Origin of the sequence: Kaistia hirudinis (genome assembly GCF_014196455.1) — a bacterium.
Classification (GTDB): domain Bacteria; phylum Pseudomonadota; class Alphaproteobacteria; order Rhizobiales; family Kaistiaceae; genus Kaistia; species Kaistia hirudinis.
Window position 1 is genome coordinate 1 of the sequence record NZ_JACIDS010000003.1, and the last position, 24407, is coordinate 24407.

Annotated in this window: 22 protein-coding genes; 11 read left to right on the plus strand and 11 right to left on the minus strand. The window is 67.1% G+C overall.

Annotated features, from left to right (window positions below):
* Positions 1 to 119 precede the first annotated feature (119 nt).
* Positions 120 to 1574: a glycosyltransferase family 39 protein gene (locus tag GGR25_RS10075; RefSeq protein ID WP_343068018.1), complete on the plus strand. Its 1455-nt coding sequence runs from the start codon at positions 120 to 122 to the stop codon at positions 1572 to 1574.
* Here the strand turns inward: GGR25_RS10075 and GGR25_RS10080 are convergent.
* On the minus strand, positions 1544 to 1903 hold the full coding sequence (locus GGR25_RS10080) for an ArsR/SmtB family transcription factor (RefSeq protein WP_183398679.1): 360 nt from the start codon (positions 1901 to 1903) through the stop codon (positions 1544 to 1546). The two genes, GGR25_RS10075 and GGR25_RS10080, sit on opposite strands and share 31 nt — an antisense overlap.
* A 193-nt stretch (positions 1904 to 2096) precedes the next feature.
* Here GGR25_RS10080 and GGR25_RS10085 point away from each other — a divergent pair, with 193 nt between their 5' ends.
* The 6 genes from GGR25_RS10085 (at position 2097) to GGR25_RS10110 (ending at position 8795) form a co-directional block, all read left to right on the plus strand.
* Complete coding sequence (locus tag GGR25_RS10085; RefSeq protein WP_183398680.1) at positions 2097 to 3395, plus strand: NAD(P)/FAD-dependent oxidoreductase; 1299 nt, start codon at positions 2097 to 2099, stop codon at positions 3393 to 3395.
* A 31-nt stretch (positions 3396 to 3426) separates the two neighbouring features.
* Positions 3427 to 3630: a YgaP family membrane protein gene (locus GGR25_RS10090; RefSeq protein WP_183398681.1), complete on the plus strand. Its 204-nt coding sequence runs from the start codon at positions 3427 to 3429 to the stop codon at positions 3628 to 3630.
* Positions 3631 to 3706: 76 nt separating this feature from the next.
* Positions 3707 to 4726, plus strand: coding sequence for an efflux RND transporter periplasmic adaptor subunit (locus tag GGR25_RS10095; protein WP_183398682.1), 1020 nt, complete (start codon positions 3707 to 3709; stop codon positions 4724 to 4726).
* Positions 4723 to 7980 carry an efflux RND transporter permease subunit gene (locus GGR25_RS10100; RefSeq protein ID WP_183398683.1) on the plus strand — a complete coding sequence of 1086 codons (3258 nt, stop codon included), beginning with the start codon at positions 4723 to 4725 and terminating at the stop codon, positions 7978 to 7980. The genes GGR25_RS10095 and GGR25_RS10100 overlap by 4 nt, the downstream gene beginning before the upstream one ends.
* A gap of 66 nt (positions 7981 to 8046) precedes the next feature.
* Complete coding sequence (locus GGR25_RS10105) at positions 8047 to 8364, plus strand: porin (RefSeq protein WP_246409532.1); 318 nt, start codon at positions 8047 to 8049, stop codon at positions 8362 to 8364.
* Positions 8365 to 8582: 218 nt separating this feature from the next.
* The gene (locus GGR25_RS10110; protein WP_183398684.1) at positions 8583 to 8795 is read left to right on the plus strand and encodes a BrnA antitoxin family protein; all 213 of its coding nucleotides are present in this window, start codon (positions 8583 to 8585) and stop codon (positions 8793 to 8795) included.
* A 37-nt stretch (positions 8796 to 8832) separates the two neighbouring features.
* Here GGR25_RS10110 and GGR25_RS10115 read toward each other — a convergent pair whose 3' ends face one another.
* Positions 8833 to 11967: an efflux RND transporter permease subunit gene (locus tag GGR25_RS10115; protein ID WP_183398685.1), complete on the minus strand. Its 3135-nt coding sequence runs from the start codon at positions 11965 to 11967 to the stop codon at positions 8833 to 8835.
* A 10-nt stretch (positions 11968 to 11977) separates the two neighbouring features.
* Positions 11978 to 13213 (minus strand): efflux RND transporter periplasmic adaptor subunit, encoded by a 1236-nt coding sequence (locus GGR25_RS10120; RefSeq protein ID WP_183398686.1) that lies wholly within the window; start codon positions 13211 to 13213, stop codon positions 11978 to 11980.
* A gap of 209 nt (positions 13214 to 13422) precedes the next feature.
* On the opposite strand from GGR25_RS10120, the gene GGR25_RS10125 reads away from it, so the two are divergent.
* Both GGR25_RS10125 and GGR25_RS10130 read left to right on the plus strand, forming a co-directional pair.
* The gene (locus GGR25_RS10125) at positions 13423 to 14340 is read left to right on the plus strand and encodes an ABC transporter ATP-binding protein (protein ID WP_183398687.1); all 918 of its coding nucleotides are present in this window, start codon (positions 13423 to 13425) and stop codon (positions 14338 to 14340) included.
* On the plus strand, positions 14340 to 15101 hold the full coding sequence (locus GGR25_RS10130) for an ABC transporter permease (protein ID WP_183398688.1): 762 nt from the start codon (positions 14340 to 14342) through the stop codon (positions 15099 to 15101). The genes GGR25_RS10125 and GGR25_RS10130 overlap by 1 nt, the downstream gene beginning before the upstream one ends.
* Before the next feature lie 6 nt (positions 15102 to 15107).
* On the opposite strand, the gene GGR25_RS10135 is transcribed toward GGR25_RS10130, so the two are convergent.
* The 4 genes from GGR25_RS10135 to GGR25_RS10150 are packed head-to-tail and all read right to left on the minus strand — an operon-like array spanning position 15108 to position 19164.
* Positions 15108 to 15947, minus strand: a complete 840-nt coding sequence (locus GGR25_RS10135) for an ABC transporter permease (protein ID WP_183398689.1) — start codon at positions 15945 to 15947, stop codon at positions 15108 to 15110.
* Entirely contained in the window at positions 15948 to 16814 is an 867-nt protein-coding gene (locus tag GGR25_RS10140; RefSeq protein WP_183398690.1) for an ABC transporter permease, read from the minus strand.
* A gap of 13 nt (positions 16815 to 16827) precedes the next feature.
* Positions 16828 to 17865 (minus strand): ABC transporter ATP-binding protein, encoded by a 1038-nt coding sequence (locus GGR25_RS10145; protein ID WP_183399531.1) that lies wholly within the window; start codon positions 17863 to 17865, stop codon positions 16828 to 16830.
* A 27-nt stretch (positions 17866 to 17892) separates the two neighbouring features.
* Complete coding sequence (locus tag GGR25_RS10150) at positions 17893 to 19164, minus strand: extracellular solute-binding protein (protein ID WP_183398691.1); 1272 nt, start codon at positions 19162 to 19164, stop codon at positions 17893 to 17895.
* 248 nt (positions 19165 to 19412) lie between these two features.
* Between GGR25_RS10150 and GGR25_RS10155 the strand changes: the two genes are divergently transcribed.
* Complete coding sequence (locus tag GGR25_RS10155) at positions 19413 to 20024, plus strand: YdcF family protein (protein WP_183398692.1); 612 nt, start codon at positions 19413 to 19415, stop codon at positions 20022 to 20024.
* A 12-nt stretch (positions 20025 to 20036) separates the two neighbouring features.
* Here GGR25_RS10155 and GGR25_RS10160 read toward each other — a convergent pair whose 3' ends face one another.
* On the minus strand, positions 20037 to 21023 hold the full coding sequence (locus GGR25_RS10160) for a LacI family DNA-binding transcriptional regulator (protein ID WP_183398693.1): 987 nt from the start codon (positions 21021 to 21023) through the stop codon (positions 20037 to 20039).
* A gap of 1 nt (position 21024) precedes the next feature.
* Positions 21025 to 21180 (minus strand): hypothetical protein, encoded by a 156-nt coding sequence (locus GGR25_RS10165; RefSeq protein WP_183398694.1) that lies wholly within the window; start codon positions 21178 to 21180, stop codon positions 21025 to 21027.
* 195 nt (positions 21181 to 21375) lie between these two features.
* Between GGR25_RS10165 and GGR25_RS10170 the strand changes: the two genes are divergently transcribed.
* Positions 21376 to 22638 (plus strand): DUF763 domain-containing protein, encoded by a 1263-nt coding sequence (locus GGR25_RS10170; RefSeq protein ID WP_183398695.1) that lies wholly within the window; start codon positions 21376 to 21378, stop codon positions 22636 to 22638.
* 12 nt (positions 22639 to 22650) lie between these two features.
* Here GGR25_RS10170 and GGR25_RS10175 read toward each other — a convergent pair whose 3' ends face one another.
* Both GGR25_RS10175 and GGR25_RS10180 read right to left on the minus strand, forming a co-directional pair.
* Positions 22651 to 23526, minus strand: coding sequence for a ParB/RepB/Spo0J family partition protein (locus GGR25_RS10175; protein WP_183398696.1), 876 nt, complete (start codon positions 23524 to 23526; stop codon positions 22651 to 22653).
* Positions 23527 to 23553: 27 nt separating this feature from the next.
* Positions 23554 to 24402: a ParA family protein gene (locus GGR25_RS10180; RefSeq protein WP_183398697.1), complete on the minus strand. Its 849-nt coding sequence runs from the start codon at positions 24400 to 24402 to the stop codon at positions 23554 to 23556.
* Positions 24403 to 24407: the final 5 nt, after the last annotated feature.

Consider the following 24407-nt stretch of genomic DNA (forward strand, 5'->3'; position numbering starts at 1 on the left):
GCGGCCAGCTGGGTGTTCCACGAGACCGCCACATGGTGGGCCGCAGGCGTCGCGGGCTCCATCGTCGGCGCCGTCTGGAACTACCTCCTCAGCGCCTCGCTCGTATGGAAAAGCCGCGCGTGAGCCCCGACGGCGCGTCGTTGCCCGGACGACGCATCGCGCTGGCGCTGATTGCCGCGCTGGCGATCGGCCGTCTGTTCATCGCCGGATTGACGCCGCTCGCTCCGGACGAGGCCTATTACGCGCTCTGGGCGCGCAGCCTTTCGGCCGGATATTTCGACCATCCGCCGCTGATCGCCTTCTTCATCCGCGCTGGAACGCTGCTCTTCGGCGAGACGCCCTTGGGCGTGCGCTTCGCATGCGCGCTCGCGGCGCTGCCGGCAAGCTTCTTCGTCTGGCGCGCCGCCGCCATCCTCCTCGGCGACGAAGACCGCGCGCCGCTGGCCGCGCTCTTCTTCAACGTCACGCTGATCGGCTATTTCGGCATGACGGTCGCGACGCCCGACGCGCCGCTCGTGCTGTTCTCCGCTGCCATGGTCTATTGCGCCGCCCGTCTGACGGTTCGTGACCGCCTCGGCGACTGGCTGCTCATGGGCGCCGCGACGGGCCTCGCCTTCGAGGCGAAATACTCCGCCGCGCTGCTCGCCGCCGGTTTCTCGATCGCCGTGCTGATCATCCCCGCCTGGCGCCGCCAGCTCCTGACGCCGAAGCCCTGGCTGGCGCTCGTGGCGCTTTTCGCGGTCTTCGCGCCCAACATCCTCTGGAACGCCAGCCATGGCTGGGCGACCTTCCTCAAGCAGGGCGGCCGCGTCGCACGGGAGGCGCCGTTCGCGCCGCGCTTTCTGGCCGAACTGATCGGCGCGCAGATCGGCCTCGCCACGCCCCTCATCTTCGCGCTCGGCATTCTCGGCCTGCTGCCCCTGGCGGCCGGAGCCTATCGGAGCGCCGCCGCGCGGCGCCTGCTGCTCGCGCTGATCCTCGTGCCCTCAGCCTATTTCGCGTTTCACGCGCTCCGGGCCCGGGTCGAGGGCAATTGGCCGGGCTTCCTCTATCCCGCCCTCGCCATCACGGCCGCCGCAGCCTTCGCACCGACCGCCGGACGGGTCCGCGCCTTCGTCTCGCGCGCCGCCCTGCCGCTGGCGCTCGCCCTCGCCGTCATCGGCTCGATCTATGTCGTGATCGGCCCCACGACGGCGTTCGGCCGCAAGGAGCCGATCCTGCGGACCACACGCGGCTGGGACGCGCTTGCCGCCTCGGTCCGCGCGAAAGCCGGCGCGATCGGCGCGCGCTATGTGCTGACCTTCGACTATCAGCTCAATGCCGAACTCTCGATGCTCCTGACCGGCATCCCGGTCGCACAGGGCAATGAGCCCGAACGCTATCGCATGCTCGCCGAGCCGCGCCCGGAGAACCTCACCGGCACGGGCCTCGTGGTCTCGCGCGGGGACATCGGCCCACAGCTCAAAAAGGTGTTCCCGACGGTCGAGCCGCTCGGCACCGCCGAGCAGCGCTACGGCGATGTCGTCGTGGAGCGGTTCTCGCTCTATCGCATCGAACCGTCCGCGGCGCCCTGAGCCTCCTGCGGCACCTCGCAGGCATCGGCCGAGCCCGGCCGGCAGAAAGCCGCATGCAGGGCCTCGACCACCGTCACCACCTCGGGACGCGTGATCCGGTAATAGACGGTCGTCCCCTCGCGCCGGGATTCCACCAGCCCGTCGGCCCGGAGCCGCATCAGCTGCTGTGACATCGGCACCTGATCGATGCCGAGCTCCTGCCGCAGTTCCGCGACGGATTTTTCCTCGCCGCCCAGCGCGCACAGCGCCAGCAGCCGCTGGGGATGGGAGAGGCTCCGCATCAGATCGGCAGCGCGCTCTGAAGCCGGGATCAGATCTTCTACATTCATGATATTGAATTTAGAACTTTTGAATGTTATGTGCAAGCCTGAGGTCGGAGCTGGGCTGCTCGTCCGTCACAAGATGGCATCGCGGGATTTTCGCGCAAGGAGCCAGACACCAGCGCCGGCATCTTCGGGCTGATCGCGTGCCATGCCGCATGGGGCGGCTCGCCACGGCGCAAGGCCTCGGGAGGAGTTTGCGATGGCACATATCGTGGTTCTGGGCGCCGGTCTCGGCGGCGTGATCATGGCTTATGAGATGAAGGCCGCGGTGCGGGCGGAGGATCGCCTGACCGTGGTCAATCTCGGCAGCACCTACACCTTCGTTCCATCCAACCCGTGGGTCGCCGTGGGATGGCGCGAGCGGGAGGATATCAGCGTCGATCTCGAAGGCGTCTTTGCGAAGCGCGGCATCACGCTGCGGCCGGAAGGCGCGAAGCGCATCCATCCGTCCGAAAACCGGATCGAGCTCAACGACGGCAGATCCCTCGACTACGACTATCTCATCATCGCGACGGGACCCGACCTCGCCTTTGACGAGGTGCCCGGCCTCGGCCCCAACGGCCACACCCAGTCCGTCTGCACCATCGACCATGCCGAAAAGGCCCGCGAGGCCTATGAGGCGCTTGTGAAGGCGCCGGGACCCGTGGTCATCGGCGCGGTGCAGGGCGCCTCCTGCTACGGCCCCGCGTATGAGTTCGCCTTCATCCTCGACACCGCGCTGCGGCGGGCCAAGGTGCGCGACCGCGTGCCCATGACCTTCGTCACGCCGGAGCCCTATGTCGGCCATCTCGGGCTCGACGGGGTGGGCGATACCAAGGGCCTGCTCGAATCGGCGATGCGCGAGCGTCACATCAAATGGATCACCAATGCCCGCGTGGCCCGCGTCGACGAGGGCCGCATGGCCGTCGAAGAGGTCAATGAGGACGGCTCCCTCAAGGCCGCGCATGAACTTCCTTTCGCCTTCTCCATGCTGCTGCCGGCCTTCCGCGGCGTTCCGGCCGTCGCCGGCATCGAGGGGCTGAGCAATCCGCGCGGTTTCGTGCAGATCGACCGCCACCAACGCAATGCCGCCTTCCCGAACATCTTCTCGGTCGGCGTCTGCGTCGCGATCCCGCCGGTGGGCAAGACCCCGCTCGCGGTCGGCGTGCCCAAGACCGGCTTCATGATCGAATCCATGGTCACGGCGACCGCGCAGAACGTCCGCGCCCTGCTCGACGGCGCGGAGCCGAGGGCCGTCGCGACCTGGAACGCGGTCTGCCTCGCGGATTTCGGCGATCAGGGCATCGCCTTCGTGGCGCAGCCGCAGATTCCGCCGCGCAATGTGAACTGGGCCTCGCAGGGCAAATGGGTTCACGCGGCCAAGATTGGCTTCGAGAAGTATTTCCTGCGCAAGGTCCGCCTCGGCCAGAGCGACACCTTCTACGAAAACCTCGTCCTCGACGTCCTCGGCATCAAGAAGCTGAAGGAAATCCACCTGGACGAAGCTCCCGGAAAATAATCCCCGTTTCCAGATCTGAAGGATTCTTCACATGAGCATCGATCGTTCCGTCATGATGTTCGCCGGCTTCATGGTTCTCCTGTCGCTGGCGCTCGCCACCTGGGTTTCGCCCTACTGGCTCTGGCTCACTGCCTTTGTCGGGCTCAACCTGATGCAGGCCTCCGTCACCGGCTTCTGCCCAGCGGCGATGGTCTTCAAGAAACTCGGCGTCCAGCCCGGCAAGGTCTTTTCCTGAGCCTGGGCCGGCCGTGCGGACGCGGCATCCCCCGGCCGCGTCCGCACTCCCTTTCCGCGAAAGCACTGTCAGAGCCATGATCCGACCGACGTCTCTCCTCTCCGGTCTAGCCCTCGCCGCCCTCCTCGCCTTGCCGGCCTTCGCCGGGGAGTTCACGGCGAAATCCGTCACCATCCCCGAGCTTAAGGCGGTGTTCGGCCAGGTCGAGAGCAGCAATGTCGTGCCGGCGCGCGCCCGCATCGGCGGCACCATCCGCTCCATCGCGATCCAGGAAGGCCAGGAGGTGAAGGAGGGCGAGGTGATCGCCGAGGTCGTCGACGAGAAGCTGGCCCTCCAGCGCGACGCCGCCGACGCGCGGATCAAGCAGCTCAATTCGCAACTCGACAATGCCAAGCTGGCGCTCGACCGCGCGCAGCAATTGCTGGGACGCGGCGTGGTCAGCCAGGCCAATGTCGACCAGGCGAAGATGAATTACGACGTCGCGGTCAACCAGGTCACGGCCGCCGAGGCCGACCGCGCCGTAATCGAGCAGCAGTCGAGCGAGGGCTCGGTGCTCGCACCTGCGACCGGCCGCGTGCTGTCGGTGCCGGTGACGCTCGGCTCGGTGATCCTCGCCGGCGAGACCGTCGGGCGAATCGCCACCGGCAAATACTACCTCCGCCTGTCGCTGCCCGAGCGTCATGCGACGCAGATCCGCACCGAGAGCACCGTTCTGGTCGGCCGGCGCGGCATGAGCACGAGCGCGAGCGGCGGCGTCGACGCGGCGCGGCCGGGGCGGATCGTGAAGGTCTATCCCGAGATCGTCGACGGTCGTGTCATCGCGGATGTCGATGTCGACGGCATCGGCGATTTCTTCGTCAATGAGCGCACGCTGGTCTGGATTCCGGTCGGCAGCCACGATGCGATCGGCGTTCCGGCAGAGGCCATCATCACCCGCCACGGCGTCGACTATGTCCGCATCGCCGGCGCCGATGGCCCGCTCGATGTCGCCGTCATTCTCGGCTCGACCTTCGAGGCCGATGGCAAGCCGCTCGTCGAGGTCCTGACCGGGCTTCGCGACGGCGACCGGATCCTCCTGCCGGAAGACGCGCAATGAAACTCGGCATCGCTGGCAATCTGACGCGGACCTTCATCGGTTCGCCGCTGACGCCCCTCTTCCTGCTCGCCGCCTTCGCGCTCGGCATCGTCGCCCTCATCACGCTGCCGCGCGAGGAGGAGCCGCAAATCTCCGTTCCCATGGTGGACATCCACGTCTCCGCCAACGGCCTCAAGGCCGACGATGCGGAGAAGCTGGTCACCGAGCCGCTCGAGACGATCGTCAAGGGCATAGACGGCGTCGAGCATGTCTATTCGCAGACCGACGATGACGGCGTCCTGCTGACGGCCCGCTTCCTGGTCGGCACCAATTCCGATGACGCGATCCTGCGCGTGCACGAAAAGATTCGCGCCAATATGGACCGCATCCCGGTCGGCATTCCGGAGCCGCTGATCGTCGGGCGCGGTATCGACGATGTCGCGATCGTCGTCGTCACGCTCACGCCGGCCAAGGGGGCCGCCGATCGCTGGACCGAGAACGGGCTGACGCGGCTTGCGCGCGAGCTGCAGGTCGAGGTCGCGAAGCTCCCCGATATCGGCCTCACCTATATCAGCGGCGAACAGGGAGAGGAGATCCGCGTCGAGCCGGATCCCGAAAAGCTCTCGCTCTACGGCATCACGCTCGGCCAGCTTCAGGCCAAGGTCGCCGGCGCCAACCGTTCCTTCCAGGTCGGGCGGGTGCGCGACGATGGCGAACAGCGCACACTCGTCGCCGGGCAGACGCTGCAGACGCTGACCGATATCGGCAATCTCTTCATCACCGCACGCGACGGCCGCCCGGTCTATGTCCGCGACGTCGCCAATGTCGTGCTCGCGACTGAGCCGAACGAATCCCGCGTCACCGAGATCCGCAAGGGCGATGGGGGCCTCGAACGCGCGCCCGCCGTCTCGCTCGCCATCGCCAAGCGCCCCGGCACCAACGCCGTCGTCATCGCGGAGAAGGTCACCGAGCGGCTCGAGCAGGTGCGCGGCCAGATCTTCCCGCAGGACGTCGAGATGACGATCACGCGGAACTATGGCGAGACCGCCAATGAGAAGGCGAACGAGCTGCTCTTCCATCTGGGGCTCGCCACCGTCTCGATCGTCGTGCTGGTCGCGATCGCGATCGGCTGGCGCGAGGCGATCGTCGTCGCCATCGTCATCCCGACGACGATCCTGCTGACGCTCTTCGCCGCGCGCATCATGGGCTACACGCTCAACCGCGTCAGCTTGTTCGCGCTCATCTTTTCCATCGGCATCCTCGTCGACGACGCCATCGTCGTGATCGAGAACATCGCACGACACTGGGCGATGAAGGACGGGCGCCCGCGCCGGCAGGCGGCGATCGAGGCCGTGGCGGAGGTCGGCAACCCGACCATCGTCGCGACGCTCACCGTCATCGCCGCGCTGCTGCCCATGCTGTTCGTCTCCGGCATGATGGGCCCGTATATGAGTCCGATCCCGGCCAATGCCTCTGCCGCGATGCTGTTCTCCTTCTTCGTCGCGGTCATCCTGACGCCCTGGCTGATGCTTCGCTTAGGCGGCAAAGGACATGCCGCGCACGGCCATGGGGAGCATGAGGCGGCGCATGGCGGCTGGCTCGGACGGGCCTACACCGCCGTCGCCCGGCCGATCCTGGTCTCGCGCACGCGCTCCTGGGTCTTCCTGCTGGTCGTCGGCGCGGCGACCATCGCCTCGCTGGGGCTGATCTACACCAAGCACGTTACGGTCAAACTGCTGCCCTTCGACAACAAGGCGGAGCTGCAGGTCATCGTCGACCTGCCGCCCGGCGCGTCTGTCGAGGCGACCAACCGCGTGCTGCAGCAGATCGCCGACCGGCTCGGCCCGGTGCCGGAGATCATCTCGTTCCAGAGCTATGCCGGCACCGCCTCGCCGTTCAACTTCAATGGCCTGGTCCGCCACTACAATCTGCGCTCGGCGCCCAACCAGGGCGACCTCGTCGTCAACCTGACGCCGAAGGGCGATCGCGACCGCGAGAGCCACGCCATCGCGCTGGAACTGCGCGAGCGGATCAAGGACCTTCCCTTCCCTGAGGGAACGCGGATCAAGGTCGTCGAGCCGCCGCCGGGACCGCCGGTGCTCGGGACGCTGCTCGCTGAGATCTATGGCCCGGATGCGCAGACCCGCCGCGCCGTCGCGACCAAGGTCGAGGAAATCTTCCGGAGCGTTCCCTTCATCGTCGACGTGGACGATTCCTTCCACACCCAGCCGACGCGCGTGCGCATGGCGATCGACCAGGACAATCTCGAATTCTACCAGGTCGAGCAGAGCGACGCCTATGACACGATCAGCGCGCTCTATGGCGGCCAGGTCGTCGGCTATTCGCATCGCGGCGGTGGCCGCCAGCCGATCCCGATCCGCATCGCGCTCTCGAAGAGCGACGGCGTGGTCGACGAGCGCGGCCTGACCGTGCCGGTTCCGGCCAATGCCCTGCCCGGCGGGCGCGGCGTGGTCGAACTCGGCGACGTGGTGACTGTCACCCGCGAGCCGGCGTCCTTCCCGATCTTCCGCCACAATGGAAGGCCGGCGGAAATGGTCACGGCCGAACTCGCCGGCGCGTTCGAGGCGCCGGTCTACGGGATGATGGCCGTCTCCGACGCGATCGACGCCGCCGACTGGGGCAATCTGCCGAAGCCGGTCGTCGCGCTGCACGGCCAGCCGGATGACGAATCCCATCCGACGCTGCTGTGGGACGGCGAGTGGGAGGTGACCTGGGTGACGTTCCGCGACATGGGCGCCGCCTTCGGCATCGCCATTCTCGGCATCTACATCCTTGTCGTCGCGCAGTTCGGCTCGTTCCGCCTGCCGCTGGTCGTGCTGACGCCGATCCCGCTGACCTTCATCGGCATCATGATCGGCCATTGGCTGTTCGGCGCGCCGTTCTCGGCGACGTCGATGATCGGCTTCATCGCGCTGGCCGGCATCATCGTGCGCAACTCGATCCTGCTGATCGACTTCATCCGCCACGCCCAGACGGCGGAGCGGCCGCGCATCGACGTGCTGATCGAGGCCGGCGCGATCCGCTTCAAGCCGATCCTGCTCACCGCGCTGGCGGCGATGATCGGCGCCGCGGTGATCCTGACCGACCCGATCTTCCAGGGCCTCGCGATCTCGCTGCTGTTCGGCCTCGCCTCCTCGACCGCGCTCACCGTGCTGGTGATCCCCGCGATCTATGTGGCGCTGCGCGGACCGGGCGTGCCGAAGCGCAAGGACGGCACGGCCGAGACTGGCGAGCCGGCAGCCACCGAAGCGTGAAGCCGGCGCGGTGGCGGAAGGGCCGGCGCCGTGCTAGCCCTTCCCATCCGCCGTCCGGAGCCGCGCATGACCCTCCTTCATCCGACATTGCCGATCATGGCCGCGCTGCTGCTGGCGGCGCTCGCCGTGCCGGCGGCGGCGCAGGGGACCTTCGATGCGGCGGGAAAGTGGATCGCCGATCCGCCGGCCGATGCCGCACCCGCGCCCGGCGCCGCGCCGAAGCAGGCCGATTCGATCGACAACCAGGTCTGCTCCGCCTTCGGGCCCGGTTTCGTCGCCGTGGCCGGTGGCACGACCTGCGTGAAGGTCGGCGGCTTCGTAAAGTTCGGCACGTCGTTCGGCTCGTCCAAGGGCGCACAATGGGACACGGCGCCGGCGAAATAGAGCCCGGCGATGACCGTCCTTCGAAGCGCGCGCCTCGCCGATTACGATCACCGACACGTTTAACCAATTTTCAAGAGAATGCCGCTAAACCTTTGTTCGTGGGCGCGTATCCGTGTGTTTTTCCGGGATGCCCACAACGACTTCAGGGACAGTCGGCCGCCCGGCCGGCTGTCCTTGGCGTTTGAGGGCCCATCATCCGCAACACGAGCGAGACCGACATGGCCACACGCCCCAGAGATCCCTTCAAGGCCGCCGAGGCCGTCTTCGCCAAGAAGCAGCCGGAAGCCCCGAAAGAGCGTCCGCTCCCGCCGGGCCGCGAGCAGGTCACGCTCAGGATCGACAGCGACATACTCGAGCATTTCCAGGCCGACGGTCCCGGCTGGCAGGACCGCATCAACGAGGCGCTGCGGCGCATCGTGACGGGCTCATAAAGCCCGTCGCCTCTCATTCAGCGCCTGCCCACCGGCCTCAGCTCTCGACCGCGGGCACCGCGGTCTTCTTCGCGCGATTGGCAAGCCTGTCCGAGAAGCGGCGCACGACGACATAGAACATCGGCACGAAGAAGATGCCGATGAACGTCGCCGCGAACATGCCGCCCATCACGCCGATGCCGACCGCATTCTGCGCGCCCGACCCAGCGCCCGTCGCGATGGCGAGCGGCAGCACGCCGAGGATGAACGCGAACGAGGTCATCAGGATGGGGCGGAGCCGCTGGCGCGCGGCGGTCAGCGTCGCCGTGACCAGTTCCCGTCCCGCCGCCTGCTGATCCCGCGCGAATTCCACGATCAGGATCGCGTTCTTGGCCGCGAGGCCGATCGTCGTCAGCAGGCCGACCTTGAAATAGACGTCGTTCGACTGCCCGAACAGCTTTGCCGCCACCAAAGCGCCGAGGACGCCGATCGGCACCGCCAGCATGACCGAGAACGGGATCGACCAGCTCTCATAGAGCGCGGCGAGCGACAGGAAGACCACCAGGATCGAGATCGCATAGAGCGCCAGCGCCTGGTTGCCGGAAAGCTGCTCCTGATAGGAGAGGCCCGTCCAGGCCGCCGTGAATCCGTCCGGCAATTCGGCGACGAGCTTCAGCATCTCGTCCATCGCCGTGCCCGAGGAGACGCCCTGCGCAGCCGAGCCCTGGATATCGACCGCCGAAATGCCGTTGTAGCGGTCGAGCTTCGGCGACCCCCGCCCCCAACTGGCGCTGGCGACGCCGGAGAACGGCACCATCTCGCCGGACGCATTGCGCACATACCAGGATTGGAGGCTCTCCGGCCCCGCGCGATAGGGCGCGTCGGCCTGGACCCAGACCGGCTTCACCTTGCCGCGGTCGATGAAGTCGTTGACGTAGGAGCCGGCGAAGGCGACCGACAGCGTCGTGTTGATGTCGGACAGCGCCACGCCGAGCGCGCCGGCCTTGCCCTGGTCGATGTCGATCTTGAACTGCGCCTGGTCCTCCTGCCCGCCCTGGCGGACGCCCGCGAGATTGGGATTGGCTGCAGCAGACGCCAGCAGTTGGTCACGCGCCGCCTTGAGCTTCTCCTGCCCGGCCCCGCCGGTATCCTGGAGATACATCTCGAAGCCGTTCGACTGGCCGAGATTGGGCAGCGCCGGCGGCGAGAGCGCGAAGACCTGCGCATCGCGGATCTTCGAGAAGGCCACCATGGCGCGTCCGGCGATCGCCTGCGCCGACTGGTCCTTGCCCTTGCGCTCGCTGTAGTCCTTGAGCTTCACGAAGGCCATGGCGGAATTCTGGCCATTGCCGTTGAAGCCGAAGCCGATCGCGGCAAAGACGCTGTCGACATTGGCCTTTTCGTTCTGCTCGAAATAGGCCTCGACCTGCTTCACCACGGCCAGCGTCCGCGCTTCGGTGGCGCCGGGCGGCAGCGTGATCGACGTCATCAGCACGCCCTGGTCTTCCTCCGGCAGGAACGAGCTCGGCAGGACCGTGAACAGGCCATAGACGCCGGCGAGGATCAGGGCATAGGCCGCGAGATAGCGCTTCGGCCGCCGGATGACGCCGCCGACGCCGCGCTGATAGCTGTCCGCCGTGCGCTCGAAATTGCGGTTGAACCAGCCGAAGAAGCCGCGCCGCGCGCCATGGCCGGTCGGCCGCAGCATCGTGGCGCAGAGCGCCGGCGTGAGCACGATGGCGACGAGGACGGACAGCACCATCGCCGAGACGATCGTCACGGAGAACTGGCGATAGATGACGCCGACCGATCCCGAGAAGAACGCCATCGGCAGGAACACGGCCGACAGCACCAGCGCGATGCCGACGAGGGCGCCGGTGATCTCGCCCATGGATTTACGCGTCGCATCGCGCGGCGACAGCCCCTCGTCGGCCATCAGGCGCTCGACATTCTCGACCACCACGATCGCATCGTCGACGAGGAGGCCGATCGCCAGCACCATAGCGAACATCGTCAGCGTGTTGATCGAATAGCCGAAGAAGGCGAGGACGCCGAACGTGCCGAGCAGCACGACGGGCACGGCGATCGTCGGGATGAGCGTCGCGCGAAAATTCTGCAGGAAGACGTACATCACGAGGAAGACGAGCACGATCGCCTCGGCGAGCGTCTCGAACACTTTCTCGATCGATAATTGCACGAAGGGCGTCGTGTCGTAGGGATAGACGATCTGGATGTTGGATGGCAGGCCGGCGCTCAGCGTGTTCATCGTCGCCTTGACGCCCGCCGCCGTGTTGAGGGCGTTCGCGCCCGTCGCGAGATTGATGCCGAAGCCGGCGGCCGGCAGGCCGTCATAGCGCGACGTCGTCGTATAGCTCTCGGACCCGATCTCGACCCGCGCGACATCGCCGAGCCGCACGATCGACCCGTCCGGTGTCGTCTTCAGAATGATGCGGCGGAACTCCTCCGGCGTCTGCAGCTGGCTCTGCGCCGTGACCGTCACATTGAGCTGCTGGCCGTCGGGGCTCGGCAGGGCGCCGAGCTGGCCGGCCGAGATCTGGCGGTTCTGCACCGTGATCGCGTTCGACACGTCGCCGGGCATCAGCTGGTACTTGGCGAGCTTGGCGGGATCGAGCCAGATGCGCATGGCATAGCCCGACCCGAAGACATTGACGTCGCCGACGCCTTCGACCCGCTTGATCGAATCCTCGAAGGTCGAGGAGAAATAGTCGCCGAGATCGGACGAACTCATCGAGCCGTCGGTCGAGACGAGGGCGCCGACCATCAGGATCGACGATGTCGACTTGGTGACCGTGATGCCCTGATTGACGACCGCATCGGGCAGCTGCGATTCGACCAGCTGCAGCTTGTTCTGCACCTGGACCTGGGCGATGTCGGAATCGACCCCGCTCGCAAAGGTCAGCTGGATCGAGGACCTCCCGTCGGAGGAGCTCGACGCCGACATATAGGTCAGGTTTTCGAGCCCGGTCATGCCCTGCTCGATCACCTTGGTGACCGAATTCTCGACGGTCTCGGCGCTTGCACCTGGATAGCTCGCCGAGACGCGCACGGTGACAGGCGCGATCTCGGGATATTGCGCGATCGGCAGCGTGTAGACGCCGAGCGCGCCGCCCAGCATCACGACGATCGCCAGCACCCACGCGAAGATCGGCCGATCTATGAAGAAGTTCGCCATCGTCCGATCCTCACTTGGTAGCGGCAGGCGTGGTCGCTGCCGGATCGGCGGTCGCGGGTGCCGCCTTGTCCTCGACCACGACGCCGTTCGCATCCAGCGTCACCGCGACCGGCGTGACGCTGGCGCCGTCGCGGGCCTTCTGCAGTCCATCGACGATCAGCCGGTCGCCCTCAGCAATGCCCTCATCGACGAGCCAGTCATTGCCGACGGCCTGGACGGTGTTGAGGATGCGGGTCTCGACCTTGTTGTCGGCCGTCACGAACTTTGCCGTCGCCGCGCCCTTGGCATTGCGGTCGATCGCGCGCTGCGGCACCAGGAAGCCGCTCTCATCCGTTCCGACATCGATGCGAGCGCGGACATACATGCCCGGCAGCAAGGTGCGGTCGTCATTGGGGAAGCGCGAGCGGATTGAGAAGGTGCCGGTCGTCTGGCTGACGGCGGCATCCGTCGATTCGAGCGTTCCCGTCTTCGGATAGACGCTCCCGTCCTCGAGGATCAGCGTGATCTTGGGCGGCCCGTCGGTCCGCTTGAGGCGGCCGCTGTCGAGCATGCCGCGAATGCGCAGCAGGTTCACGCTCGAATCGCTGAGGTCCACATTGATCGGGTTGATCTGGCGGATCGTCGCCAGCGGCGTCGTCTGGTTCGCCGTCACCAGCGCGCCGGCCGTCACCGACGACGTGCCGATCAGCCCGTCGATCGGCGCCGTCACCTTGGTATGGGTGAGGTTGATCTGCGCCTGCTCGACGCTCGCCCTGGCCGCGGCGACATCGGCATTGGCCTGCGCCAGCGCGGCCTTGGCGTCGTCGAGGTTCTGCCCCGTCACCGAATTGGCGCCGACGAGCTGATTGTACCGGTCGACCTTGGCCTGCGCGCTCGGCACCGCGGCCTCGGCCTTCTCCAGCGCCGCCGCCGCGGCATCATAGGTCGCCTGATAGCTCGACGGATCGATCTCGTAGAGTAGGTCGCCGACCTTCACGGCCGAGCCTTCGGTGAACACGCGCCGCTTGATGATGCCGTCGACCTGCGGGCGGATATCCGCGGTCTCAAGCGCGCTGGTGCGTCCGGCGACTTCGACCATGATCGGCACGGCCTGCTTCTTCAGCGTCAGCACGCCGACCTCGACGACGGGATTGCCGGCCCCGGGCATCTGGCCGCTCGCCGAGGCGGTCTCGTTGCCGCCGGAACAGCCGGCAAGGCCTGCCGCCAGGAGAATCAGGGGTGCCAGGACAGATCGCATCGTCTTCATCGTCGAACTCCGGATGTCACTGCCCTCCTATCATGGGTCCTTTGCCGCCTTTCGCCGAACTGTTTCGAACCATTGCTCCATCGGCGGAATTTGAAACGAGATGTCTCGCGGGGACCCGCGCGCGAGATCGGACGGGCCGAGGACGCAGTTCGAAAGTCCTCGCCGGCCTGCACTGGTACCGCCCCCTGATATCGCCTATCTACACAGCCATGCCGCCCATGCTCTCCATCCGGAATCTTTCCAAGACCTATGCGTCGGGCTTCTCGGCGCTGAAGGACGTCTCGCTGGACATCGCGCCGGGGGAGATCTTCGCGCTGCTCGGGCCGAACGGCGCCGGCAAGACGACGCTGATCAGCATCGTCTGCGGGCTGGTGCGGCCGACCGGCGGCAGCGCCACCATCGGCGGGCACGACATCCTCCACGACTATCGCGCGGCGCGCGCGCTGGTCGGCCTTGTACCGCAGGAGCTGACCACCGACGCGTTCGAGACCGTGTTCGCCACCGTCTCGTTCAGCCGCGGCCTGTTCGGCAAGCCGCGCGATCCAGCCCGTATCGAGCAGATCCTCAGGGACCTCTCGCTCTGGGACAAGAAGGACAACAAGATCATCACGCTCTCGGGCGGGATGAAGCGCCGCGTGCTGATCGCCAAGGCGCTGTCGCACGAGCCGCGAATGCTGTTCCTCGACGAGCCGACGGCGGGCGTCGATGTCGAGCTGCGCCACGACATGTGGCGCGTCGTGCGGGGTCTCCGCGACAAGGGCGTCACCATCATCCTCACGACGCATTATCTCGAGGAAGCCGAGGAGATGGCCGACCGGATCGGCGTCATCCAGCGCGGCGAGCTGATCCTCGTCGAGGAGAAGCGCGCGCTGATGCAGAAGCTCGGCCGCAAGCATCTGATCCTCGAACTCGCCGAGCCCGTGGCCGCCGTGCCGCCCGCGCTCGCGGCCTTCGGGCTGGAGCGCTCGGAAGACGGGACGACGCTCACCTTCGCCTATGATGGCGGACCGTCCCGCGTGGGCGATCTGCTGCGCGAGCTGCCGGCCGCAGGCGTCCAGGTCCGCGACCTCAAGACCGAGGAAAGCTCGCTCGAGGACATTTTCGTCGGCCTGGTGCGGGGCAAGTGATGAACATCCACGCGATCGCCGCGATCTATCGCTTCGAGATGGCGCGCACGGGCCGCACGCTGCTGCAGAGCATCGTGGCGCCGGTCGTCTCGACCTCTCTCTATTTCGTCGTCTTCGGATCGGCGATCGGCTCGCACATGAACGAGATCGCCGGCGTCTCGTACGGCGCCTTCATCGTGCCGGGGCTGATCATGCTCGGCCTTCTGACGCAGAGCATCTCGAACGCCTCCTTCGGCATCTATTTCCCGCGCTTCGTCGGCACGATCTACGAGCTGCTCTCCGCGCCGGTCTCGCCGCTCGAAACGGTGATTGCCTATGTCGGGGCGGCAGCGACGAAATCGACCATGCTGGCGCTGATCACGCTCGCGACGGCGGCCTTCTTCGTCGATCTGCGGATCGATCACCCGTTCTGGATGATCGGCTTCATGCTGCTGACCGCGATCACCTTCTCGCTGTTCGGCTTCATCATCGGCATCTGGGCCGACAATTTCGAGAAGCTGCAGCTGATCCCGCTCCTGATCGTGACGCCGCTGACCTTCCTCGGCGGCTCCTTCTATTCGATCGACATGCTGCCGCCCTTCTGGCGGACGGTCACGCTGTTCAATCCCGTCGTCTATCTGGTGAGCGGCTTCCGCTGGAGCTTCTTCGGCGCCTCCGACATCCATGTCGGCGTGAGCCTCGGCATGACGCTCGCCTTCATGCTCGCCTGCATGGCAATCGTCTTCTGGATCTTCCGCACCGGCTATCGCCTCAAGCGATAGTTTTCCTCAAAGCTTCCCCATGCCCGACGCCATGACGTCGTCGCGCATGATCCGTCCGGCGAGCACGAACACGATCAGCACCGGGGCCAGCAGGATCAGGCTGACCACGGCCGCGCTGGTGAAGCGGATGCCCGACCCGTCGAGATAGAAGAACAGGCGGACCGGCAGCGTCTCGACGAGCGGCGCGCCGACGATGAACGACATGTCGAATTCCTGGAAGCTTTCGACGAACGTCAGCAGCCCGCCCGCGACAAGCGTCGGGACCGACAGCGGCAGGACGACGGCGAGCATGGCGCGAAGCGGCGAGGCGCCGAGCGCGCGCGCTGCGAGCAGGAGATCCTCCGGGATCGTGCCGAGCGAGGCGGAGAGCAGGCGGATCATCAGCGGCAGCGTGCCGATGAGCTGGACCAGGATCACGCCCGGCACGGTATAGGCGAGCCGCAGCGACAGGAAGAGCTGCCCGACGCCGACCGCCACCACCAGCCCCGGCACGATCAGCGGCGCGAGCACGAACATCTCGACCGCCCGCTTCATGCGAAAGGGAAAGCGCGCCATCGCCCAGGCGGTCGGCAGGGCGATGACGCCCGAGAGCGCGGTGACGGTCGTCGCGATCAGGATCGAGCGCAGCGTCGCCTCGGCGAGGCCGCGATCCTCGACGATCTGCCGCCAGTGTTCGAGCGTGAAGGCCGTCGGGATCAGCGCCGGGGGAAACCAGCCATCGGCGAAGGACCACAGCACGATCATGGCGAGCGGCACGCCGATGACGAGCACCAGGGCGCTGTAGAGCCCGATCGCCAGCCAGAGCGAATCGTCGGTCGAGAAGGGAATGCGGCTGGAACGGGCCATCTATCGGCCTCCGCCCCCGGCTGGCGCGACGATGCGCGCGGTCAGGAAATAATAGGACAGCAGGATCAGGAAGGAAGCGAGCATCAGCACCGTGCCGATCGCATAGACGAGCGGCCAGTTCGAGTCGCGGAACGCCTGGTACATGAGGACCGACAGAGGCAGCGGATAGCTCGCGCCGAGCACGTCGGGGATCACGAAGGATCCGGTCGAGCGGATGAAGGAGAGCAGGATCGCCGCCGTGATGCCGGGCATGGCGAGCGGCAGGCGGACCTTGAGGAACGCGCGGAGCGGCGAGGCGCCGAAGGCCCGCGCGGCATGCAGCAGCTCCTCCGGCACGGCGGCGAAGCTGCCGACGATGATCAGCGTCATGAACGGGATATCCTTCCAGGCCATGGCCGCGATGACGCCGATGCCCCAGGGGTCCCGCACCAGGCGGGGCAGCGACAGCCCGACCAGATGCAGCACGCGGCTCAGGAACCCGCCCTGCTCGAGCAGCGTGAGCATCGCGAAGGCGACGACGATGCCGGGCACGGCAAGCGGGATCTTGTAGAGGCCGTTGAACAGCTTGCGGCCGACGAAAGACCGGCCGAGCGCCAGCGCGAGCGGAATGGCCACGACGAGATCCACCAGGACCGCCATCGCGCCGTAATAGAGCGTGGTGCGCAGGCCCGCGAGATAGCGCGGATCGCCAAACACCTTGGCATAGCTCGCGAGAGTCGGACCGGCATTGCGGCCCGCACCCATGCCGAGCCCGAACGAGCCGAAGATGCCCGAGACCAGCGGAATGCCGAAGAGCAGCGCCAGCAGCCCGACGCCGGGCAGCAGCAGCAGCGCGATCGTCCGCCCGTTCGGCTGATCGCCCTTCATCGCCGGCCACCCGTCATGACGCGGCGCCCGCGCTGTCGTCGAGGACATGCAGCGGCGCCCGGGAGATCAGCGCCACGCGGCTGCCCGCGGGGATGGGCGCCTCGCGGGCCGGCGCGCTCGCCGTCAGCCGAATGTCGCCGGCCAGCACATGGTAGAACACCGCCGAGCCGAGGAACTGGAACCCCGTCACGACGCCGGCGCCGTCCGGATCGAGGGCGGGATCGAGATCCTCGGGCCGGATCGACAGCGCGACCGGGCCCGATGCGGCGGAATCGATCGGCATCATCTGCCCCCAGGGCAGCCGGGCCATGCCCTTTCCGGCCAGTGCGTCGACCAGCGTGGTGCGGCCGAGGAAGCGGGCGGTGAACCGGCTCCTCGGCGCGCGGTAGAGATCGAACGGCGTTCCGGTCTCGACGACGCGACCTTCATTCATGACGACGATGCGGTCGGACATCGACATCGCCTCGTCCTGGTCATGCGTCACATAGATCGAGGTGCCGCCGACGCGCCGGTGCAGCGTCAGCAGTTCCTCGCGCAGCGTCTCACGCAGCTTGGCGTCGAGATTGGACAGCGGTTCGTCGAAGAGCAGCAGGTCGGGCTCCATGACGATCGCGCGCGCCAGCGCGACGCGCTGCTGCTGCCCGCCGGAGAGCTGGCGCGGCATGCGCGCGACATAGGGGCCGAGATTGCAGATCCGCACCGCATGCGCGATGCGGCGCTCCTGCTCGGCCTTCGGCACCTTCTTCATCTTCAAGCCGAAGGCGAGGTTGCCGAGCACCGAGAGGTGCGGGAACAGCGCGTAGGACTGGAACACCATTGCGATGTTCCGCTTCTCCGGCGGCATCGCGTCGATCCGCGCGCCGGCGAGCCAGATCGCGCCGCCGCTCGGCGCCGCGATGCCCATCAGCATGCGCAGGAAGGTCGACTTGCCACAGCCCGAGGGTCCGAGCAGGGTGATGAACTCACCCTGCTCGACGTCGAGATCGGTCGGATGGAGCGCGACGGCGTCCGCGAAGGACTTCGTCAGGCCTGCAATGCGCAGATGGGCCATCGATGTCATCCGATCCGGTTCTTCCGATCACATCTTCGAAACGATCTCAGCCACATAGGCGTCGCGCATCGCCGTCATGACGGGGACGGTCGGGTAGCCGATGGCATATTTGCGGTAGATCGCCTCAGGCACGAGGAACTGCGCGTTCTTCGCGTCGATCGCATCGGTGATGGCGATGTCCTTGCGCGCCGTGCGCGAGGCCATGTTCTTCATCTTCCAGAACTGCGGCTCGTAGCTCATCGCATAGTCGATCAGCAGCATGGCGGCCGCCGGATGGACCGCGTTGCGGACCACGAAGATGCCGTCGCCGCCGCCGTCCTGGCCGTTGGCGAGCAGCGTGATGCGATAGGTCTCGGGGAGCTGCTTGTCCTGCACGAAGGTGTAGGCGTAGTCCTCCCAGACGGTGCCGATCGTCGCCGCGTTGTTGGCGATCAGGTTCTGCGTGTCGGCATTGCCGTTGGTGACCTCGACCAGCGGCGTGAGCTCGCGCAGATACGCCCAGACCGGCGTGAAGCAGCCGCTCGTCTTGACCCATTCGGCGGCGGCGGCGTCATCCCAGCCGAAATCGCTCGCGAGCTTGTCGTGGCATTCGCCGGTCAGCATGCTCTGGGCGAGCGCATAGAGGAAATTCTCGCCTGAGCCGCCCTTGAGCGGCGAGGTGATCGCGACCTGCTTGGGATGAGCCTTGGCATAGGCGAGCAGTGCCGGGAAGTCGGCCGGGACCTCCTCGGGCTTCATGAGCGCGCTGTTGTAACCCATGCCGGTCTGGTCGCGGTGCAGCGGCATGAAGGTGCCGCCATGGTCGAAGCCGAACGACACGTGGAGCAGCGTCTCGTCGAAGTTCTTCGCCTCGGGGAGGACGTCGGCGAGCGGCAGATTGGCGATGATCGGCGTATTGCGCGTCTCGGCCGGGGTCGGTCCGGGCGCGAAATAGGCGTCGGCCGGCGAATCCTGATCCGCCTGGTGCACGGCGATCAGCTGCTGCTTCGCGACGTCTTCCTTCACGTCGTAGAAATTGACGCGGATTCCGTATTTCTTCTCGAAGCCGGGGATCACGGCCTCCTTCCAGAACACGGGGAAGGACGCGGCGAAGGAGTAGAGATTGACCTCTCCTTCCTGCTTCGCGACCGGAACCAGCACATCGTAGAAATTTTCGCGCGTCAGCGTCGCGGCGTCGAAATCGAGATGCTTCATGTTGAAGCTGTCGGTGCCGACCGGCTTCATGTCGGCGCTTGCCGACGCGGCCATGGCGGCGAGGGTCACTCCCGCCAGAAGGAGCACTCTGAGGCTGCGAGTCACGGGTCGTCTCCTGCGTTGGGCACGGCCGGAGGGCCGGCTGAGATCGCGTCGGTGGGGTCAGGTAGGCGCGGCAGATGACAGGCCGATTACAGTTCGATTTATTTTTGCAAATGGAATTGAAATATTTCCCTTGCGGCCATGCCGCGATGGAATGAGGTTCCCGGCGTCCTGCGGCGAGGCCTGGTGCGCGCCGCGATCCCTCTGTCCACCGGCCCGGCGAAGGGCAACTGCGCGGATCATCAATCGCAATGATGTCAGACTCTTACGTCGATCGAATTCTCGCGCTCGAGGTCATCGAGCACGAGACGGGCACCGTGCCGTCGCCCCTGCCGGACCGCGCCGCGATCATCGTGTTCGGCCACCAGCTCGAGCCGGACGGCAGCATGAGGCCGCGCCTGCTGCAGCGTCTCGCCGTGGCGCATACGCTCGCCGCTGCCCATCCGGAGGCGCCGATCGTGCTCACCGGCGGCCCGCTCGGCACACCGCGCAGCGAGGCAGAGGCGATGGCGGGCGGGCTGGCGGAGGAAGGGATCTCAGCCGACCGGCTGCATCTCGAACCGCTGGCCGAGGACACGGTCGGCAATGCGCTGCTGTCCGTCCCGATCCTGGCGCGGCTCGGCGTGCGGCATGCCCAGCTGGTGTCGAGCACCTATCACGTCCGCCGTGGCCTGATCCTGCTCGAGGCAGTTGCCCGGCGGGCGGGGCTCGCCATCGTGTTCGACCACCTCGCGGCCCGCGATCCCGCGCTTCAGACCCCGCGCATCGGGATCAACGCGGCGGAACATGAGCTGATCCTGTCCGACCTCGCGCGCGCCCGCTCGCTGCCGCTTGCCGCAATCGACGCGCGGGCTTCCGCCTAGGCGACCCGCCGCTCAGGGCGTGGTGCGCGGCGGCCTTCGGCTTCGGGCGACCGCGCCGGCCGCGCGAACCTGCGCCTCGACGGGGAGGCGCAGCGTCTCAACCGGAGCGCCCGGATCGCGGACGCGGGCCAGCATGCGCGCGACCGCCTCGGCCGCGAGCCGCGCCGGCGACTGGCGAATGGTCGCGAGCCCGCCAGTGACCAGCGCGACCCAGCTGATATCGTCATAGCCGACGACCAGCACCTCGCCGGGAATGCGGCGCCCCGCGCCATGCAGCAACTCCATGACGGCGAGCGCGATCAGATCGTCGGCGCAGACCACCGCATCGAAATCCCCGGCCACCAGCGCCGCGGATGCTTCCGCGGGCAGTTCGCGGCTGAAGGGGATCCGGCGCTCCGTGACCGCGACATCACCGCCGATGGCCTCGAGGAAGCCACTCCGCCGCTCTTCGGCCGAGCTGATCGCAGGGCCTGAGAGCAGCAGCACGCGGCGGCGCCCCGCGGCGCGGACGATCCCCGCCTGCTGCCGTCCGCCCTCGATATGATCGGAACAGACGACATCGAAGCCCTCGACGGCGCGGTCGAGGACGACCATCGGCAGGCGCGGCGGCGCGGCGATGGCGGTGCCGACCGGGATCAGGAAGATGCCGTCGAGATTATGCGCGGCGATCTTGGCGAGCAGCTCGCGCTCCTGCTCCGCATTGTCGACCGTATCCGCAACCAGGACGAGATAGCCCTCCTTCTGCGCCGCGAGCGTGACCTCGCGCACGACCTCCGCGAACCAGGGATTGGAAAGATCCGGCACGATCAGGCCGAGCGTATGGGTCGAGCCGGTTCGAAGCGCCTGGGCGATCCGGTTCGGGCGATAGCCGAGCTCGCTCGCGGCGCGGCGAACCCGCTCCGACACATCGTCGGAGATCGGCCGCGTGCCGTTCAGGACATAGGACACGGTCGCGGTCGACACACCGGCAAGACGCGCCACATCGATCAGCCGGACCATGCTACGAGCCCACCGCTTCGCGCCCCATGATGGCTGCCCAGCGGATGCCGAGCTTCAGAGACAGGGCGATGATCGTCGGATACGGCTGGAGGATGCGGACGAAACCGGCGGCATGGGCGTTCTCCCGAGCAGGCGTTATCTGCGTGGCTTTTGCCATCGGATCGCCGCCGACGCAGTCCGCCGACGACAATCGGCCATAGGATGATCCAGACGGGGCGCTCTGTCATCGTCCGATGCGTGTATTCGCCTATTCGTCCCACCTAGAAGCCGACCAGCCTCGCGCCAGCGTCACGCTTTCTTGGCGGCGATCGGCATGATAGAAATCGTTCGTTCTTTGTTCCGGAGCGACATCATGGCGAAGCGCGCGGGCAGCGCCGATCTGCCGCTGCATGGCGGGCGGGTTCCCGCATGGCTCGGCCAGCGTATGACGCGGCTCGGCGCCGTCATCGCCGAAGCGATTTGCCAGCATTATGGCCGCGACGAGTTCCTTCGCCGCCTCGCCCATCCCTTCTGGTTCCAGTCCTTCGGCGCCGTCATGGGCATGGACTGGCACTCATCGGGCATCACCACCAGCGTCATCGGCGCGCTGAAGCGCGGGCTGACACCGCTTTCGGGCGAGCTCGGCCTGCATGTCTGCGGCGGCCGCGGCACCCATTCGCGCGCGACGCCGGGCGAACTCATGGCGATTGGCGAGCGCGTCGGCCTCGACGGCGCCGCGCTGGCGCGCGCCTCGCGGCTTGTCGCCAAGGTCGACAGTGCCGCGGTTCAGGATGGCTTCGATCTCTATCTGCACGGCTTCATCGTCACCGACGACGGCAAATGGGTCGTCGTCCAGCAGGGCATGAACGGCGACAGCCGCCTGGCGCGGCGCTATCACTGGCTCTCCGAAGGGCTGACGAGCTTCGTCGACGCGCCGCATGCCGCGATCGACGGGCGCAGCTGCGGCACGATCGTGAACCTTGCCGACCATCGCGCGGCCCCGGCCCGCAAGGCGCAACTCGACCTGCTGACGGATCTCGGGCCGGACGGCATCGTGAACGAGGCGACCGCCCTGCAGCCCGCCAAAGCGCCCGCCGCCGCGCCGGACGCTCCGTTCCTGCCGCATCTCGTCATGCCCGCCCATCACGACGTCAGGCCGAAGGACGTCATGATGCGCCGCCTGCACGGGGCGCTGGCCGCCGCAGCCGAGCAGGGTCCAACCGATTTTTCCGAATTGCTTCTGGTGCCCGGCGTCGGCGCGCGCACCGTACGCTCGCTCGCGCTCGTTGCCGAGATCGTGCATGGCACGCCCTGCCGCTTCGCCGATCCGGCGCGCTTCTCGCTCGCCCATGGCGGCAAGGACCGCCACCCCTATCCCGTGCCGACCCGCGTGCTCGACCAGACGATCACCGTGCTGAAATCCGCCGTCACCGCTGCGCGCCTCGGCAATGATGAGAAGCTGGACGCGATCCGGCGACTTGATCGGGAGGCGCGACGCCTGGAGGGCCAGGTCGGCGGCCCGTCCTTCCAGGAATTCGTCGGCGAGGAGCGCCGCCGCTCGCATGATTATGGCGGGCGCAGCGTCTTCGGCTGGGAGCCGCCCGAGGCGGAGATGGAGTCCAGCCGCCGGGGCTGAGCCGCCAAAAGCTCAGTCGCGCTTCAGCAGGCGGCAGACCGCATCAAGCTGTTCCAGCGTCGAATAGCCGATCTTGAGCGTGCCCGAGCCGTCGCGGCGGTGATCGATCGTGACCAGCAGCCCGAGCGTATCCGACAGCAGACGCTCCAACGCCCGCGTGTTCGCGTCCTTGTCCGCCTTCGGCTTGGCGGCGCCGCGCTTCGGCTCCTTCTCCTGCTGCGTCAGCGCCTCGGCGTCGCGGACGGTCAGCCCGCCCTCGACGATGCGCGCCGCGACGGCGGCCGGATCCTCGACCGTGACCAGCGCCCGCGCATGGCCGGCCGTCAGCTTGCCGTCGCGGAGGTAGTCCTTAACGCTTTCGGGCAGCTTCAGCAGCCGCAGCGTATTGGCGACATGCGGCCGGCTCTTGCCGATCACATCGGCGAGCGCGGTCTGGCTATAGGCGAACTCGTCGATCAGCTGCTGATAGCCGAGCGCCTCCTCCAGTGGGTTCAAATCGCTGCGCTGGACATTCTCGATGATCGCGAGCTCGAGCGCTTCCTGATCGGAGACATTGTTGATGATGACCGGCACGTCGTGCAGGCCCGCACGCTGCGCCGCGCGCCAGCGCCGCTCGCCCGCGATGATCTCGAAGCTGTCGCTGCCGGCCGGCACCTGCCGGACCAGGATCGGCTGCACGATGCCCTTTTCGCGGACCGACGCGGTGAGATCGGCGAGGTCCTCCTCGCCGAAGGACCGGCGCGGATTGCGCGGATTGGGCCGCAGGAAGGCCGTCGGCACGCGGCGCGACGAACGCGCCCGCTCGCTCACCACCGCTTCCGTGTCGACATCCCCGATCAGGGCGGCGAGTCCGCGGCCGAGCCGCCGGCGCGATCCGTCTTCGCTCATCTTCGATCTCCCGAACTGGACGCGTCCTCAGGCGGCACGCAGCCGCTTCTCGCGCTGGATGATCTCCGACGCGAGCCGCAAATAGGCCTGGCTCCCCGTCGATTTGAAATCGTAGAGCAGCACCGGCTTTCCATGCGACGGCGCTTCCGAAATGCGGACATTGCGCGGAATGATGGTCTCGTAGACCGCCTCGCCCATATGCGCGCGCACATCGGCCACGACCTGGCCGGCGAGATTGTTGCGGCTGTCGAACATGGTCATCACGATGCCGTGGATCGACAGCTCCGGATTGAGTGCCTGACGCACCTGCTCCACCGTCGCCAGCAACTGGCTGAGACCCTCGAGCGCGAAAAATTCGCATTGCAACGGCACCAGGATCGAATGCGACGCCGACAGCGCGTTGATGGTGAGCAGGTTCAGCGATGGCGGGCAATCGACCAGAACATACGTATAGTTTCGGCCACGAATCGATTCCGCGCGCTGCATATGGCTGGCAATCGCCCGGCGCAGGCGGAACGCTCGATCCGAGCGGCTGGCAATCTCGAGCTCGACGCCGAGCAGGTCCATGGTCGACGGGGCGACGGACAGGCGCGGCACGGCCGTCTCGACGACGATCTCGGACAGCACGGAGTCGCCGACCATCAGATCATAGGTCGAGCGCAGACGGCTCTTGCGGTCGATGCCGAGGCCGGTGGATGCGTTGCCTTGTGGATCCAGATCGACGATCAGCACCTCCTCGCCGATCGCAGCCAGCGCCGTGCCGAGATTGATCGCCGTCGTGGTCTTGCCGACGCCACCCTTCTGGTTCGCCAGCGCGATCACACGCGGATGCGCGGGCAGCAATGAGGGCGTCGCGTAGCTCTCGCTCAGGGTCATCGGAG